Annotated in this window: 12 protein-coding genes; 10 read left to right on the forward strand and 2 right to left on the reverse strand. The window is 45.7% G+C overall.

Going from position 1 to position 15,843, the window contains the following annotated elements:
- The first annotated feature begins 93 nt into the window (after positions 1-93).
- The 5 genes from ACIPK1_RS08235 to cydC all read left to right on the forward strand — a co-directional run bounded on the left by ACIPK1_RS08235 (position 94) and on the right by cydC (position 7,159).
- A complete protein-coding gene (locus ACIPK1_RS08235; RefSeq protein WP_061053539.1) occupies positions 94-1,059 on the forward strand; it encodes an Rgg/GadR/MutR family transcriptional regulator in 966 nt (321 codons plus the stop codon).
- Between the two features lie 182 nt (positions 1,060-1,241).
- Positions 1,242-2,672, forward strand: coding sequence for a cytochrome ubiquinol oxidase subunit I (locus ACIPK1_RS08240; RefSeq protein WP_005232838.1), 1,431 nt, complete (start codon positions 1,242-1,244; stop codon positions 2,670-2,672).
- Complete coding sequence (gene cydB, locus ACIPK1_RS08245) at positions 2,669-3,688, forward strand: cytochrome d ubiquinol oxidase subunit II (RefSeq protein WP_005232836.1); 1,020 nt, start codon at positions 2,669-2,671, stop codon at positions 3,686-3,688. The genes ACIPK1_RS08240 and cydB overlap by 4 nt, the downstream gene beginning before the upstream one ends.
- Complete coding sequence (gene cydD / locus ACIPK1_RS08250) at positions 3,685-5,406, forward strand: thiol reductant ABC exporter subunit CydD (protein ID WP_400450509.1); 1,722 nt, start codon at positions 3,685-3,687, stop codon at positions 5,404-5,406. The genes cydB and cydD overlap by 4 nt, the downstream gene beginning before the upstream one ends.
- Positions 5,399-7,159, forward strand: a complete 1,761-nt coding sequence (cydC, locus tag ACIPK1_RS08255) for a thiol reductant ABC exporter subunit CydC (RefSeq protein WP_301387420.1) — start codon at positions 5,399-5,401, stop codon at positions 7,157-7,159. Before cydD ends, cydC begins: the two co-directional genes overlap by 8 nt.
- A gap of 54 nt (positions 7,160-7,213) precedes the next feature.
- Here cydC and ACIPK1_RS08260 read toward each other — a convergent pair whose 3' ends face one another.
- Positions 7,214-8,194 (reverse strand): polyprenyl synthetase family protein, encoded by a 981-nt coding sequence (locus ACIPK1_RS08260; protein ID WP_400450513.1) that lies wholly within the window; start codon positions 8,192-8,194, stop codon positions 7,214-7,216.
- 93 nt (positions 8,195-8,287) lie between these two features.
- On the opposite strand from ACIPK1_RS08260, the gene ACIPK1_RS08265 reads away from it, so the two are divergent.
- The 3 genes from ACIPK1_RS08265 (at position 8,288) to ACIPK1_RS08275 (ending at position 11,509) form a co-directional block, all read left to right on the forward strand.
- Positions 8,288-9,190, forward strand: a complete 903-nt coding sequence (locus ACIPK1_RS08265; RefSeq protein WP_301387423.1) for a prenyltransferase — start codon at positions 8,288-8,290, stop codon at positions 9,188-9,190.
- A 31-nt stretch (positions 9,191-9,221) separates the two neighbouring features.
- Positions 9,222-10,430, forward strand: coding sequence for an NAD(P)/FAD-dependent oxidoreductase (locus tag ACIPK1_RS08270; RefSeq protein WP_005232831.1), 1,209 nt, complete (start codon positions 9,222-9,224; stop codon positions 10,428-10,430).
- 137 nt (positions 10,431-10,567) lie between these two features.
- Positions 10,568-11,509, forward strand: a complete 942-nt coding sequence (locus ACIPK1_RS08275) for an FAD:protein FMN transferase (RefSeq protein WP_301387425.1) — start codon at positions 10,568-10,570, stop codon at positions 11,507-11,509.
- Positions 11,510-11,574: 65 nt separating this feature from the next.
- On the opposite strand, the gene ACIPK1_RS08280 is transcribed toward ACIPK1_RS08275, so the two are convergent.
- Positions 11,575-12,489, reverse strand: a complete 915-nt coding sequence (locus ACIPK1_RS08280; protein WP_301387427.1) for a LysR family transcriptional regulator — start codon at positions 12,487-12,489, stop codon at positions 11,575-11,577.
- Positions 12,490-12,752: 263 nt separating this feature from the next.
- Here ACIPK1_RS08280 and ACIPK1_RS08285 point away from each other — a divergent pair, with 263 nt between their 5' ends.
- Together ACIPK1_RS08285 and ACIPK1_RS08290 are read left to right on the forward strand one after the other, a co-directional pair.
- Complete coding sequence (locus tag ACIPK1_RS08285) at positions 12,753-13,358, forward strand: NADPH-dependent FMN reductase (protein ID WP_008376652.1); 606 nt, start codon at positions 12,753-12,755, stop codon at positions 13,356-13,358.
- An 18-nt stretch (positions 13,359-13,376) separates the two neighbouring features.
- Positions 13,377-15,803: a flavocytochrome c gene (locus ACIPK1_RS08290; protein ID WP_086372502.1), complete on the forward strand. Its 2,427-nt coding sequence runs from the start codon at positions 13,377-13,379 to the stop codon at positions 15,801-15,803.
- The last annotated feature ends 40 nt before the right edge of the window (positions 15,804-15,843 follow it).

Below are 15,843 nucleotides of genomic sequence, written 5' to 3' on the forward strand. Positions count from 1 at the left end.
CTTTTCCCTCGTTTCTATAAGATAATTCAACTATAAAGGCTCTTCGGGAAAAGCAACTGCTTATTTCAATATATTGAAAAAGAAGGTGAAAAAATGAACAATTATGGTGCGACAGTGAAAGAGCTTCGCAAAAGCAAAGGCTTACTATTGAAGGAATTAGTGGACGAACAATTGTCGATGTCTTTGTTATCGCAATTTGAAAATGGCAAAACGACGATTTCCTGCGAACGATTTCATCGTTTGCTAGATAAACTAGAAGTGAGTTTTGCCGAATTTCAACTGCTGCATACTGGGGAGCATCATTCGGAGGCTCAAAAGCTAATGGTCGACTATGTCCGTTCGATGGGGATCGAATCTATTGATGAAGTACCTAAACTAAAAAAGAAATATCAAAAGCTGACCGCCTACTTTCAACGACATTACTCCTTGGAGCTGGACCACTTCTTACAACTGATCCGTTTTGACTACTTGATGAAAGAGGAGCTTTTTAAAGGGGTGCCCATCCAGGAGGCGTACCCGAAACACAATTATTGTTTGGACTCTGCGAAACATTACTTGCTGAATACCGATACATGGGGTGTTTATGAGCTGCGGCTATTTGCCCGCGTAGCAGTTTCGATGGAGCCAGCTTTGCTTTGGCGCTGTTTGACGATCGCCATCAAAAAGAGTCAGCGCTTTGCAAAAATCCCCGGCAACAAAGATATTCTATACAACACGTTTGAGACGGTGTTTTCCGTCTTTGCTGTTTTTGATGAGGTGGATTATGCGGAAAAGACCTTTCATTTATGGCGAGATCATGTTTATGAAAAAGAACACATTGAGCAAGCGATCTTTATGCCGTTTTTTGAAGGCTGGACATGTCTATTAAAACAAAACAAGCCAAAAGCGGCGGACTTAATGCAACAAACGTTAGATCAATTGGAAAGATTAGGGATGAAGACCACGTTTTCCATGTATCAATCATTAAGCACGTTTGTTTTAAAGGAGGATTTCCCGGGAATTTTATTGAGTGATCCTTTGCTTTCTGAGGGAACTCGTTACGGGTGGGAAGAGCCCTAAAAAGCTATATTCCGCTGATGAAAGCGCCTTATGTTTAAGAATCGGAGAGGAAGTGATTAAAAATCAGTAAATGCAAGCAATTTGCTTCTTTTTTACTGATTAGAGGAGTATATTCGAAGTTGGAATTTTTCTTTCTTTAGAATTATTTTAATGCACTTTTTTATGAAATAGGAGGATGTAGGATGGATATTGTGACACTAGCGCGAATCCAGTTTGCGATGACGACGATTTTTCACTTTTTCTTTGTACCGTTTTCGATCGGAACTGGTGTCGTCGTTGCAATTATGGAGACACTTTATGTGATCAAAAAAGATGAAAAATATCGCCGGATGACGAAGTTTTGGGGAAATATTTTTCTATTAAGTTTTGCTGTCGGGGTCGTGACAGGGATCATTCAAGAATTTCAATTTGGGATGAACTGGTCAGACTATTCTCGTTTTGTCGGGGATATTTTTGGTGCGCCCTTGGCTTTGGAGGCTTTGTTGGCGTTCTTCTTAGAATCGACGTTCTTAGGACTGTGGATCTTTACATGGGATCGGGTCAGTCCGAAGCTGCACGCCACCTTTTTCTGGTTGGTGACGCTTGGTTCGATGCTATCGGCGTTTTGGATCTTAGCTGCCAATAGTTTTATGCAGCATCCAGTGGGGTATACCTTGAACAATGGCCGGGCAGAAATGACTGACTTCGGTGCTTTATTGGCAAATCCACAAGTGTGGTATGAGTTTTTACACGTGATCACCGCAGCCATCACGATGGGCGGAATCATTGTTGCTGGTTTATCAGCCTTTCGTCTATTGAAGAAAGACAAAGACATTGACCGCGATTTCTTCAAAAAATCAATGCGGATCGGTTTTGCGGTGGCATTGTTCGGTTCATTCACCGTCTTGCTAGCCGGGGATGAACAAATGAAATACTTGGTTGAAGAACAACCAATGAAATTTGCCGCAATGGAAGGAACTTATGAAGATACCGGGAGTCCTGCGGCTTGGACTGTCGTTGCTTGGGCGAATGAAGCGGAACATCACCAAGTCTTCGGTATTTCGATTCCATATATGTTGAGTATCTTAGCCTTCAATGAACCCTTCGGCTCAATCGATGGGATGGATACGGTCAATCAGCAATTGATTGAAACCTACGGCGACCGTAATTACTACCCGCCGGTCAACACACTCTTTTGGAGCTTTCGGATCATGGCTGGTTTTGGTGCCTTGATGCTGTTGGTTTCTGGTCTGGGGTTGTATTTTACGCGTAAGAAGAAACCATGGCTCTTTGAAAAACGCTGGTTACTTTGGGTAGTGGCAATCACTTTGTTCACCCCATTTATTGCCAATACAGCTGGTTGGCTGATCACGGAGTTAGGGCGTTACCCATGGACGGTTTACGGCTTGTTTACGATCGAAGATAGTGTGTCACCAAACGTTTCCGTGACCTCTCTCTTGATCTCAAATATCGTTTACTTCCTCTTATTCTCTGGCTTAGGCGGAACAATGGTCTATCTTGTGAAACGGGAAATGGATCATGGACCTGAAAAAGAAGCCTTTGGTGAAATCAGCCAAGGAGACAACCAAGATGGGTACGAAGACCCATTTGATAAGGAGGCGTTTGAAGGATGACCGGTCTGCAATTACTATGGTTCACGTTGATTGGGCTTTTATTTTCCGGATTCTTCTTCTTAGAAGGGTTTGACTTTGGTGTGGGGATGTCTGTGCAGACATTGGCTCACAATGAAGAGGAAAAAGACCAGATCGTTAAAACGATCGGGCCTGTCTGGGATGGCAATGAAGTGTGGCTATTGACCGCCGGCGGAGCGATGTTCGCCTCATTTCCATACTGGTATGCTTCTTTGTTCAGCGGGTTTTATTTGATTTTGCTGTTGATCTTAGTTGGGTTGATCATTCGTGGTGTCTCCTTTGAGTTTCGAGCGAACTTCCCGAAAGAGCACAAAAACATTTGGAACTGGACGTTGACGATCGGCAGTACGATCGTACCGTTTTTCTTCGGTCTGATGTTTGTCAGCATGATCCAAGGAATGCCTTTGGGTGAAGATGGCAACATGACCGCAACCTTTACGGATTACGTCAATCCCTTTTCAATCGTTGGCGGGATCGCGTTGACCTTGTTGTGCTACTTGCACGGATTAAACTATATCGCTTTGAAAACGGAAGGTCCGATTCGGGCACGGGCACGCAACTATGCAAGTATTTTTTATGGCATCCTATATGCAGGCTTAATCGTCTTTGCTGTGATGCTTTACTTCCAAACGGATTTCTTTGAGAATCATTTTGCGACAACGCTTGGTTTGTTGCTTGTGATCGTTGTACTGACACTGATTGCAAATATCGGCGTCTTTAAAGGCAAAGAAATGATGGCTTTCATTGCGAGCGGCTTGACGTTGATCGCTTTGGTGGCATTGATCTTCACAGGGTTATTCCCAAGAGTCTTGATCAGTTCGATCGATTCAAGCTATGACCTGTTGATCGCTGATGCGTCTTCAAGCCGCTACACATTGAAGATCATGAGTTATCTTTCACTGACGATCTTGCCTTTCGTCTTGGCCTATACGGCTTGGAGTTACTATATCTTCCGTAAGCGGATCAGTCATACGGAGGCGTTGGAGGGGTATAAATGATTGATAAACAAATCATGAAGCTCCCAGGAATGAAACAACTTTTAGGGCTGCTTGCGGGACTTTCGTTCCTGCAGGCGCTCTTCATTATTGGGCAGGCGTATGGATTGGCACGTGCCATCACTGGCTTATGGGAAGGACGACCATTAGAGGAACAGTGGGGCTGGATTCTGCTGTTCTTTTGTTCGTTTATCGCCCGGCAAGCCGTTATCTATTTCCGTTCCAAAAGACTCGATGATTACAGTTACCAGCAAGCTGCCGATCTGCGGGATCAATTATTGGAGAAATTGTTTCGTGTCGGTCCTCAGATCGCACAACAGCAAGGGACGGGAAATGTAACAACGATGGTCTTGGAAGGGATCAACCAAGTCGAAAACTACTTGAAATTGATTCTTGCCAAAATCATGAATATGTCGATCATTCCTTGGGTCATTTTGGCACTCGTTTTTTATCTGGATTGGGAATCCGGCTTGGTCTTGCTGTTGGTGTTCCCCTTGATCATCATTTTTATGATCATCTTGGGCTATGCCGCCCAAAGCAAAGCGGAAAAACAATACCGGACGTTTCAATTATTGTCCAATCATTTCATCGATTCTTTGCGAGGGATCGACACGCTGAAATTGTTTGGGGTCAGTAAAAAATATGGCAAAAGTATCTTTGCTTCCAGCGAACGGTTTCGGAAAGCGACGATGGCTTCATTAAAAGTCGGTATTTTATCGACCTTCGCCTTAGACTTTTTCACGACCTTATCGATTGCCGTCGTGGCAGTCTTGCTAGGCTTGCGGCTGATCAATGAAGGGATCTTGCTGTTTCCGGCGTTAACTATCTTGATTTTAGCACCAGAATATTTCTTGCCAATCCGCGACTTTTCCAGTGATTATCATGCAACCTTAGACGGGAAAAATGCGATGACTGCGGTGACGGAGATCTTGCATCAGCCGGAAGCCCAAGTACCGGCAGTAACGGTGCCTCGTTGGCAGGAAGACACCCAGTTAACGATTGATCAGCTGGCTTTTTCCTACGAGGAAAAAGCAGCTTTGAGGGATATCAACTTGAACGTGACTGGCTTCAAAAAGATCGGGATCATCGGTCTGAGCGGTTCTGGCAAGTCTACCTTGATCAATACTTTGAGTGGCTTTCTCGTGCCAGACAGTGGCGAGATCACTCTTGGAGGAGCCCAAACCACGGCCTTTCGCCAAGCAAGCTGGCAAGAACAGCTGATCTATATTCCGCAAAATCCTTATATCTATCGGTTGACCTTGCAGGAAAATGTCGCGTTTTATCAGCCGACAGCTACCAAAGAAGCCGTACTGAAAGCCATTGAAGTGGCAGGCTTGACTGAGCTTTTGGCAGAGCTGCCGCAAGGGTTGGACACGATGTTAGGAGAAGGGGAACGGCATCTAAGTGGTGGACAAGCCCAACGGATCGCTTTAGCCCGTGCCTTCTTAGATCAGCAACGAAAGATTCTTTTGTTTGATGAACCAACGGCACATTTGGATATTGAAACTGAAGTTGCCTTAAAGGAACGGATGCTGCCGCTGATGGAAAACCGGTTAGTCTTTTTTGCAACCCATCGCTTGCACTGGATGGAAGAAATGGATGAAATCATCGTGATGGATCAAGGAAGAATCGTGGAACAAGGCACCTTGACACAACTGCAGCAAAAGCAAGGTGCTTTTACAGAACTAGTCAATGGAATGAGGAGGGAACAGCTTGAATAAAATCGGCTTATTGCGCTCATTGAAAACCGATACCTGGGTCAAGCCTTTCTTGTCAAAATACAAAAACGTTTTGGCGTTGGCCTTATTCCTAGGCTTCTTGACCTTTTTCTGTGGCGGTGCACTGATGTTTAATTCGGGGTACCTGATCAGCCGCTCGGCGTCGATCCCGGAAAACATCTTATTGGTTTATATCCCGATCGTACTGACCCGAGCGTTTGGGATCGGCCGTCCAGTCTTTCGCTATTTGGAACGGTTGACCAGCCATAGCTGGGTCTTGCGCATGACTTCTAATTTACGATTGAAATTGTATAACGTAGTAGAAAAAGATGCGATCTTCTTTAAGCAAGCGCATCGCACGGGGGATATCTTGGGCTTATTGGCAGAAGATATCAACCATATTCAAAACCTGTATTTGCGGACGATCTTTCCTACTGTGATCGCTTGGATCTTGTATGCGTTCTTGATCATTGGACTCGGCTATTTTTCTTGGTGGTTTGCTTTGGTCATGCTGCTGCTATTAGGGATCATCGTCTTTGTCTTGCCTCTTTGGTCGGTGATTATCAACGGCGCGCGGCAAGAAAAGCAAAAACACATGAAAAACAACTTGTATACGACACTGACGGATAATGTATTAGGGGTTTCTGATTGGGTCTTCTCTCAAAGAGGCAGCGAGTACGTGGCTGCCCATAAGGAACTGGAAACGCAGTTGCGGGCGGTGGATGAACAGATGCTGTCCTTTGATCGCCGGCGTGATTTTCTTTTACAAAGCATCTTTGGGGTGATCGCTGTCGCATTGCTGCTTTGGACCAGCATTCGCTTTCCAGGTAACCACGGAGGAGCAGCCAACTGGATCGCTGCCTTTGTCCTGTGTGTCTTTCCTTTAGTTGATGCATTTGCGCCATTACCGTCAGCTGCTCAAGAAACCAATCGCTACAAAGACTCCATCGATCGCTTCAATGCATTGCCAGAAGAAAATCGCCAAGAGGTCTCCATGGAGCAACCGTCAGTACCTGAAGTGACGGGCCTTGTGTCGATCACAGTCAAGGACTTGCATTTTCAATATCCTGAAGGCAAAGAAGTGCTTCATGGGCTGGATCTAACGATTCCTGCGCATCAAAAACTAGCGATCCTTGGCCGCAGCGGTTCTGGGAAAAGTACCTTTGCCTCCTTGTTGCGAGGCGATCTGCAACCGACGCAAGGGGCGATCACCTTAAATGACGTGCCAGTGACGGTATTGAGTGAGTCAATCAGTGACTTGATCGGTGTCATCAATCAAAGTCCCTATCTTTTCCATACGACCGTCTTGAATAATATTCGGCTAGGCAATGAGTCGGCTTCGGAAGAAGAAGTCTGGCGCGTACTGGAGCAAGTCGGGTTGAAAGAAATGGTGGCAGCTTTGCCTAATGGCTTGGCGACGATGGTGGATGAAGCCGGCTTGCGTTTTTCTGGTGGAGAACGGCATCGTTTGGCATTGGCGCGAATCTTGCTAAAAGACACCCCAATCATCTTATTGGATGAGCCAACCGTCGGCTTAGACCCAATCACGGAGCAAGGCGTACTTGAAACCTTTTTCCAAGTGCTGGAGAACAAAACGATCATTTGGATCACCCACCACTTGCAAGGAATTTCGATGATGGATCGTGTGCTTTTTATTGAAGATGGTCAGTTGACCATGAGCGGAACACCTGCCGAATTGGCCGCAGAAAATAAACATTTTCAACACTTATTGGCCATTGACCAAGGACGACGATAAAAAAGAGCGTCCATCAATCAGTGATGGACGCTTTTCTTCTCATTGCGCTATGGCTCAGTAATTGCGCTGCAAGAGCAGTTCAGTTAATGAACGAATTTTGGCCTTGCTAGGTGCTTCTGGCAGCAGATCGATGTCGTCTAAGGCTTTTTGCGTGTAGGTGACCGCGAAAGCGCGCGCTTTTTCGACACCGCCGTAACGGACGACAAGATCCGCAACTTCTTGGGCTTCTGCCAAGGAGAGTGCTGCTTTTTTATTCAAATAAGGAGCGAATGCTGCAGGTGCCTGTTCTTTGGCAAATAGCAGCGGTAAGGTATAGACTCCTTGTACCAAATCTTCTAGAATCGGTTTTTTCAAGGTGCCACTATCAGAGGTGTAGTCGAGAATATCGTCGAATACTTGAAAGGCGATCCCGATGTTGCGACCGATCTCACCCGCCCGCTCTTGGTTTTCTGTGTCGAGGCCGCCAAAATGAGCGCCTTCGAGACAAGCGAGCCAAAACAGTTCAGCGGTTTTGCCGTTGATGCTTTGCAGATAGTCGTCAATCGATTCATGGATGTTGTAGCGAGTGTGCATTTGATCAAGTTCACCTAAAAGGAGTCGTTTCATGGCTTGTGCGTTGGTTTTTAAAAACGGGGAGCCATTCATACTTTCGATCAAAAGCTCAAAAAATTGGGTGAACAAAAGATCACCCGTGTAGACCGCGATATCCTTGCCGTATTTGGCTTGAACAGTGACTTGACTGCGCCGCAGCGGCGAATCGTCAATAATGTCGTCATGGATCAAAGTGGCCATGTGTAAAATTTCTAGAGAAGCAGCAATTTTTGTTAATTGGTCGGTTTTTTTATAATGGGGATCGCCTAAGTCAGCAAACAAAAAAAAGAGCGCTGGCCGCAGCATTTTTCCACCTGAATAAGTAAAGTCGATCAAAACATCTTGTATCTCTTTGTTACGAACAGTAACGTGTTCTTCAATGATGGAACATACGGTTTTCAATCGTTGTTCGATCGTCGGATAATCGATCCAAAAGTCAAACATAGTATAACCCTTTCTAACAGTCATTCAGCCCTTATTCTAGCGTAAAGGGGCGTGATTGACTAGTTTAATGCACTCACTAAAGGAGGTGAAGTTGTGACGCTACCTGTATTTTTAGAACTTGTCGAATTTAAAGCAAAAACCGCCAGTATTTTGCCATTTTTTATTGGTGTCTGCTACAGCTGGTACAATTATCAAACGATTCATCTTGGCTATGTCTTATTGTATTTCATTGCCATGCTGATCTTCAATATGGCGGTGGATATTTTAGATAACTACAACGATTACCATCATGCCACAGAAGGGCATGATTACAAAGAAAAAACCAATATCATTGGGCGGGAACAGTTGTCTGTCAAATTGGTTTTTTGGTTGATGGTCTCCATGATCATCCTTTCCGCTGCCATGGGGATCGCCTTGGCAATGGTGGTTGGCTGGCCGCTCTTTTGGATGGGGCTATATTGTTACCTAGTCGGGATCTTTTATTCCTCTGGTCCACGGCCGCTTTCTAGTTTGCCTTTAGGCGAGTTCTTTTCCGGCTTTACGATGGGCTTTATGATCTCATTGATCTGTGTCTATCTCAATGCCTATCAAACCTTTGAATGGAACGTTGCCACGATTGGTAGTATTTTCTTGATCTCATTACCCAACACATTATGGATCGCCAACTTGATGCTGGCAAACAACATTTGTGATCTGGAAGAGGATGAAAAAAATGAGCGCTATACGCTGGTGCATTACCTTGGTAAAGCCCGTGCGTTGAAATTATTTATCGCGATGAACGTCTTGGCGTTTGTTGCGATCATTGCCTCAGTTGCCCTCAACATTGCGCCTTGGTCACTGGTTCTGACCTTTTTCGCGGCGCCCTTTGTCTGGCAACAGACAAAACGATTTATGCAAAAACAAATCAAAAGAGAGACCTTCATTTGTGCCGTTCGGATCCTTGCGGTCGGAGCATGCGTACAAGTGCTGTGTTTTGCGATTGGTTTGATTTTATAATTTTTACAGCAAAGAAAGGAAGTAAGGAAACATGAAGGAAGTTGTCATTTTAGGAGCAGGGTATGCTGGATTGCGAGCATTGCACGTACTGCAAGGAGCAAAAGAAGCGTTTCACATCACATTGATCGACAAAAACGATTATCATTATGAGGCAACCGATCTTCATGAAGTTGCGGCTGGTACGCAACCAAGAGACCGCATTTGCTATCCCATCAATGATGTCGTTCGTCCCCAAAAGACGAGCTTTGTTCAAAAGGAAGTTGCGTCGATCGATCGTAACCAGCAAGTGATCGTTTTTAAAGATCAATCCACGTGCACGTATGATTATTTGATCGTGGCGTTAGGCTTTGAATCAGAATCATTTGGGATCCCTGGTGTCGAGGAGCATGCGTTGGAAATGGTGGATGTCGACTCCGCAGAAAACATCTATCATCATTTGTTGAAACAAATGAAGGCATACAAAGAAACACAAAATCCTGACTACCTAAAAATCGTTGTCTGCGGTGCTGGTTTTACCGGAATCGAATTGCTAGGTTCATTGGTGGAAAACCGTAAAACCTTTGCGAAAGCAGCAGGCGTCAAGCCAGAAGACATCAAACTGTATTGTGTCGAAGCAGTGACTCGTTTATTACCGATGTTTGATGAAAAACTATCGGATTATGGGATCAAAAATCTCGTTAAATGGGGCGTGAACTTCCTGACTGGTAAACCCATCAAATCAATCAAACCGGGTGTCGTTGTCTATCAAGATGATGCCGATACAGGAGCAACAGCTGAATTATCAGCCAAAACCATCGTTTGGACCACAGGCGTCAGCGGCAGCCATGTGATGGCTGAATCAGACTTTTCTGCTCGTCGTGGTCGCGTGATGGTCAATCAAGACCTAACAGACCCTGATCATAGTAACGTCTATGTTGTCGGTGATGTTTCAGCAGTCATGGACCCAGCGACCAATCGCCCGTATCCAACAACGGCTCAAATCGCTTTGAAGATGGGGCAGCATGCGGGTAAAAATATCTTACGTCAAATGAACGGGGAAAAACCAACAGATTTCCACTTTGAATCATTAGGTTCAGTGGCGTCTATCGGCAATACCCATGCCTTTGGCTTAGTAGGGAAAATGGGCATCAAAGGCTATCCCGCTTCCGTGGTGAAAAAAGCCATTATGGACCGTTCCTTGTACCAAACCGGTGGGGTCAAAGAAGTATTGGCGAAAGGCCGCTTCGACTTTTATCATTGAGCAATAGAGACAGCAGACTGCGAGGGTGACCTCGCAGTTTTTTTTTCAAAAAAAGCAGTGGCGGCATCCCGCAGACTACTTTTTTCTCCCAGAAACTGCTATGATAGCCAAAAGAAGAGGACAAAGGAGCAAGGACAATGGCAGAAGGTCAACGAGTGTTACAGGGAATGGGAACGGTGATCACGATTTGGGTGCAGCATGAAACCCCAGAAGTGATCTTAGAGGAAGCAGCGAAAAGAGCCGTGGCCTTTGAACAGCGTTTTAGTGCCAATGACCCGACGTCTGAGTTGATGCAGATCAATCAGCAGGCAGGACAAGGAGCGATCGCCGCCACACCGGAATTGGTTGAATTGATCGCACTAGGGAAAACCCATAGCTTGCCAAAAGATAGCTACTTAAATATTGCCATCGGTCCTTTAGTGCAGGAATGGCGAATCGGGTTTCAAGATGCCCATCTACCAACGCCTGAGAAAATCGCTGAACTGCTGCCAAAGACTGATCCCGCCAAGATCGTTTTGGATGAAACGCTGCAGACCGTTGGGTTAGCTGCCGGCATGAAGCTTGATCTAGGGGCCGTTGCGAAAGGGTATTTTGCTGATTTGTTGATGGCGTATTTCAAGCAGGTCGGTGTCACAGCCGCTTTGATCGATCTTGGGGGCAATGTGGTGACTTACGGCGATGCCCCGAGCCATGCTGATGGCTATTGGCGGATCGGGATCCAAAATCCTTTCTTGCCAAGAGGGAATTTTGTCGCCGCGTTGAAGGTACACAATCAGTCAGTCGTTACATCAGGGATCTATGAACGAACCTATCAGGTAGCGGGCAAGACCTATCATCATATCTTTGATCGAGAAACGGGCTATCCATTAGAGTCAGCCATTGCCAGTGTCACGATTCTATCCGACAAATCGGTTGATGGAGAGATTTGGACGACCCGCTTATTCGGCAAAGAGCCACCAGCCATCTTGCAGGAGCTGGCGCCGTTAGAAGGGATCACTGGATTAGTCATTACCAAACAAGGTGAATTGATCTATCCGCAAGAATTAGCACGTTTGCTCGAAACGCCAACAGCAGAATGAAAGCAAGCAGCGACTACCTAGGAATATAGGTGATCGCTGCTTGTTTTTTTTGTAAAAAAAGAAAGTTAGACGTGGTGCAAAAAGGTCTCGATCAAGGCGGCTTCGCTGTTTGACAATGCCCGTTCGGCTTGGTGGGCAATAAAATAGGTGAGGGACAAGAGTTCCTCTGGTATTGGATAAAGATTAAAAGGGGTCGCAGTAGCAGCTTGCAGCACGCTTTCTGGTACGATCGCAATCCCAAGGTTGTTTTCTGCCAATGCTGCAGCGGTATAAATATTGCTGCTTTCTATGAGAACGCTCGCCTCTACTTTGTATTTTTGCAGCAATTGATCGATTTGGCGCCGAATCGCCGAGCCGCTGGTGGTCAAAATCAACGGACTTTGCAGCAAGTCTTTGACGGCCAATGAATCAGGCGCTAAATACCGCTTCCCTGGTTGATACAGGGAAGAACAAGGCGGAATGATCGCTAGATACCGTTCTTGATTGGTACTGTGGACCGTTAGATTCGGTGCGATCGTCTCAGGGTTTTGTCCGATAAAAAAGTCCAGCTGCCCATTCAGCAGGCGTTTTTCATTGTGCTTCGGCAGGTCTTCCCGCAAGAAAAAGTGCACGTTGGGATAGTGTTCATAATACGCAGGCAAAAAGAGCGGCAGCAGGTAAGAACCAAGGCTTGGCAAGATGCCTAAGCGCAAAGAACGCTTCTCGGTCGCGGTATACCAAGACAGCCGGCTTTTCAATTTGGCAGATTCTGTTTCCAAGGTTTCTAGATATTGATAATAGATTTTACCAGCTTCCGTCAGTTGAAAATGTCCCGGCTGCCGATTGATGATGGGGGTCCCTAGCTCTTGCTCGGCTCGTTTCACGGTTTGCGTCAAGTAAGGCTGTGAAATGTAGAGATCTTTGGCGGCTTTGGTGTAGTTGCTATGCTTTAACAAGGTATCGAGGTATTGCAGCATCAGATGGGAATCTTTAAGTGCCATCGCGTTGTCCTCCTAGTCATTTTTCTCATTATAACAAATTTGTTATCGATGGATAATTAAATAAATATTTCACAAATAAAGAATTCAGCCGTACACTTAATGGGTACTTGGGGAAGATTTTTTTGTTTAGGAAGAAGCCTTTCATCTCAGTAGGTCGTAAAAAACAACTTGAGAAACGATTGAAAAAAGAAATCAAAGCCAATGGTCAAAAACTTTTTATTTTTTGTTAAATGTTAAATTATTCACAATTAGGAGAGATGATAATGAAATTGATTGGAATCGTAGGAACCAACTCGACGCGTTCGACCAACCGTCGCTTACTGCAATTTATTCAAAGCCATTTTAGTGACCAAGCGGAGATCGAACTTTGCGAAATCAGTGATCTGCCGGCATTTAATGAACCAGAAGATCGGACGGCACCAGCGGCAGTCCAAGCCTTGTCAGAGAAGATCGAAGCAGCAGATGGGGTAATCATCAGTACACCAGAATACGACCACTCGATCCCAGCGGTGTTAAAAAGCATGATCGAATGGCTTTCTTATACGACGCGGCCTTTGATCGATAAACCAGTGATGATCACGGGTGCTTCTCTTGGTGCATTAGGTTCATCGAGAGCCCAAGCCCACTTGCGTCAGATCTTAGATGCGCCTGAAGTAAAAGCCCGAATCATGCCGAGTGCGGAATTTTTGTTAGGGCATTCCATGCAAGCCTTCGATGAACAAGGAAACTTGATCGATAACGAAAAAGTTGCCGAACTAGAAGACTGTTTCAATGAATTTGTCTTGTTCGTCGAAATCACGAACCGTCTGGTCAGTGAATATTCAACGGCTAAAGAACGAGCAAAGAAATTTTCGTGGGAACAAGCATAAGAAAGAGAGGAACTAGTCATGAAATTTGTCGGCCTAATCGGAACGAACGCCAAAAAATCGACCAATCGCCAATTAGTAGCGTTTATGCAGCGAGAATTTGCTGCCCTAGCAGAAATTGAACTGCTGGAAATCAAAGATGTTCCAATGTTCAATGAAACACAAGATCAAACCAATAGCGAAGTGATCCAACAGTTAAATAGCAAGATTTTAGCAGCCGATGGAGTGATTATCGCAACACCAGAGCATAACCATTCGATTCCTTCCGCATTGAAAAGCGTCTTGGAATGGCTCTCCTTCAATCTCCATCCCTTTGATGGCAAACCAGTGATGATCGTCGGCGCATCCTACGATGTGCAAGGCTCCTCCCGAGCACAGCTTCATTTGCGCCAAATCCTTGACGCTCCAGGTGTCAATGCGACAGTCATGCCAGGAAATGAGTTCTTGCTGGGGCGTGCGCATCAAGCCTTTGATGAACAAGGCAATTTAAAAGATCAACGAACGATCGACTTTTTGGAAAGCTGTTTCCGCAAGTTCGTTCGGTTTACGGAAGTCGCTAATTTGTTGAACGTACCAGAAGAAGTCGTTTATGAGCCTGGTGAATACACCGTCACAGCACCAGGACATAACGGGGATCTACCAATGGTCGTCAAATTGAGCGAAGAACGGATCGAAGCCATCGATATCGATACGTCTGGTGAATCAGAAGGGATCGCTGATGTCGTTTTCGTACGGATCCCTCAAGAGATCATTGAAGGGCAAACCTTAAATGTCGATGCGATCTCTGGTGCTTCGGTTACTAGTAACGGTGTCGTCGATGGGGTAGCAAAAGCCGTGAAAATGGCTGGTGCGAACCCAGATGTCTTGCGCAAACGTCCAAAAGCCGCCAGTGCTTTGCAAACAGAAGATGAAACGTATACTACCGACGTCGTTGTCGTAGGTGGCGGCGGCGCAGGTCTGAGTGCAGCTGCCAGTGTGCTGCAAGCCAATAAAGACGTGATCTTAGTAGAAAAATTCCCAGCGATCGGCGGCAATACCGTACGTACTGGCGGACCGATGAATGCTGCGGATCCAAAATGGCAAAACGGCTTCTCCGCATTGCCTGGCGAACGCAGTGCTTTAGAAGAAGTGCTGACGATCGATGAACAAGACATCGATGCAGAATACTTGCCAGACTTCAAAGCTTTGAAGGCACAAATCACTGCGTATCTTTCAGAAACGACGCCAGAAAAAGAATACTTGTTTGATTCTGCTTTGTGGCATCGAATCCAAACTTATCTAGGCGGAAAACGCAAAGATTTGAATGGGCAACCGATCTATGGGAAGTACGAGCTAGTGAAAATCTTGACGGATCAAGCATTGGCCTCAGTGAAATGGTTAGAAGAAATCGGCGTAGAATTTGATATGAACAATGTCGATATGCCAGTAGGAGCGAAATGGCGCCGTGGGCATAAACCAGTCAAAAACGAAGGGTATGCCTTTGTATCGGCTTTGCATCAATTCGTGAAAGAACATGGCGGAACGATCTTAACCGATACGCCTGTCAAAGAATTATTGATCGAAGATGGTAAGGTTACTGGAATTATCGGGGAAGGCCGTAACGGTCAAAAAATCACAATCCATGCCAAAGCAGTGATTTTGGCTTCCGGCGGGTTCGGAGCGAACACCAAAATGTTGAAACAATACAATACCTATTGGACAGAGATCGAAGACGATATCAAAACGTCAAATTCACCAGCGATCACTGGTGACGGGATCAAACTAGGGGAAAGTGCTGGCGCGGACCTTGTTGGCATGGGCTTTTCACAAATGATGCCCGTATCTGATCCGAACACAGGGGCTTTATTCAGTGGGCTGCAAGTGCCGCCAGCTAACTTTGTGATGGTCAATCAAAAGGGTGAGCGCTTTGTTAATGAGTACGAAAGCCGCGATGTATTGACCCAAGCGGCGATCGATAATGGCGGATTGTTCTATTTGATCGCGGATGAAGAGATCAAGAAAACCGCTTATAACACGAGCCAAGAAAAAATCGATAAGCAAGTAGCTGCTGGTACGCTGTTCCGTAGTGAGACCTTGGCTGGCCTGGCAGAGCAGATCAATGTCGATCCAACCGTCTTAGAAGCGACCGTTGCGAAATACAACAGCTATGTGGATGCTGGGAAAGACCCAGAGTTTGGCAAAGATGTTTTCGACTTGAAAGTGGAAAAAGCGCCTTTCTATGCCACACCAAGAAAACCAGCGGTTCACCACACGATGGGAGGATTGAAGATCGATCCGCAAACCCATGTGTTGACGAAGGAAAATCAAATCATTGAAGGACTGTATGCAGCAGGAGAAGTTGCTGGGGGGATCCATGCCGGCAATCGCTTAGGCGGCAATTCGTTGACAGACATCTTCACTTTTGGCCGGATTGCTGGAAAGACAGCAGTCGCAGAACATCTCGAATAAAAAGCCTTGCGCGTTGTGACTCGTCACGCGCGCTAGCTTT

It is taken from the genome of Enterococcus sp. NPDC086594, from assembly GCF_044746145.1.
Lineage (GTDB): Bacteria > Bacillota > Bacilli > Lactobacillales > Enterococcaceae > Enterococcus_D > Enterococcus_D entomosocium.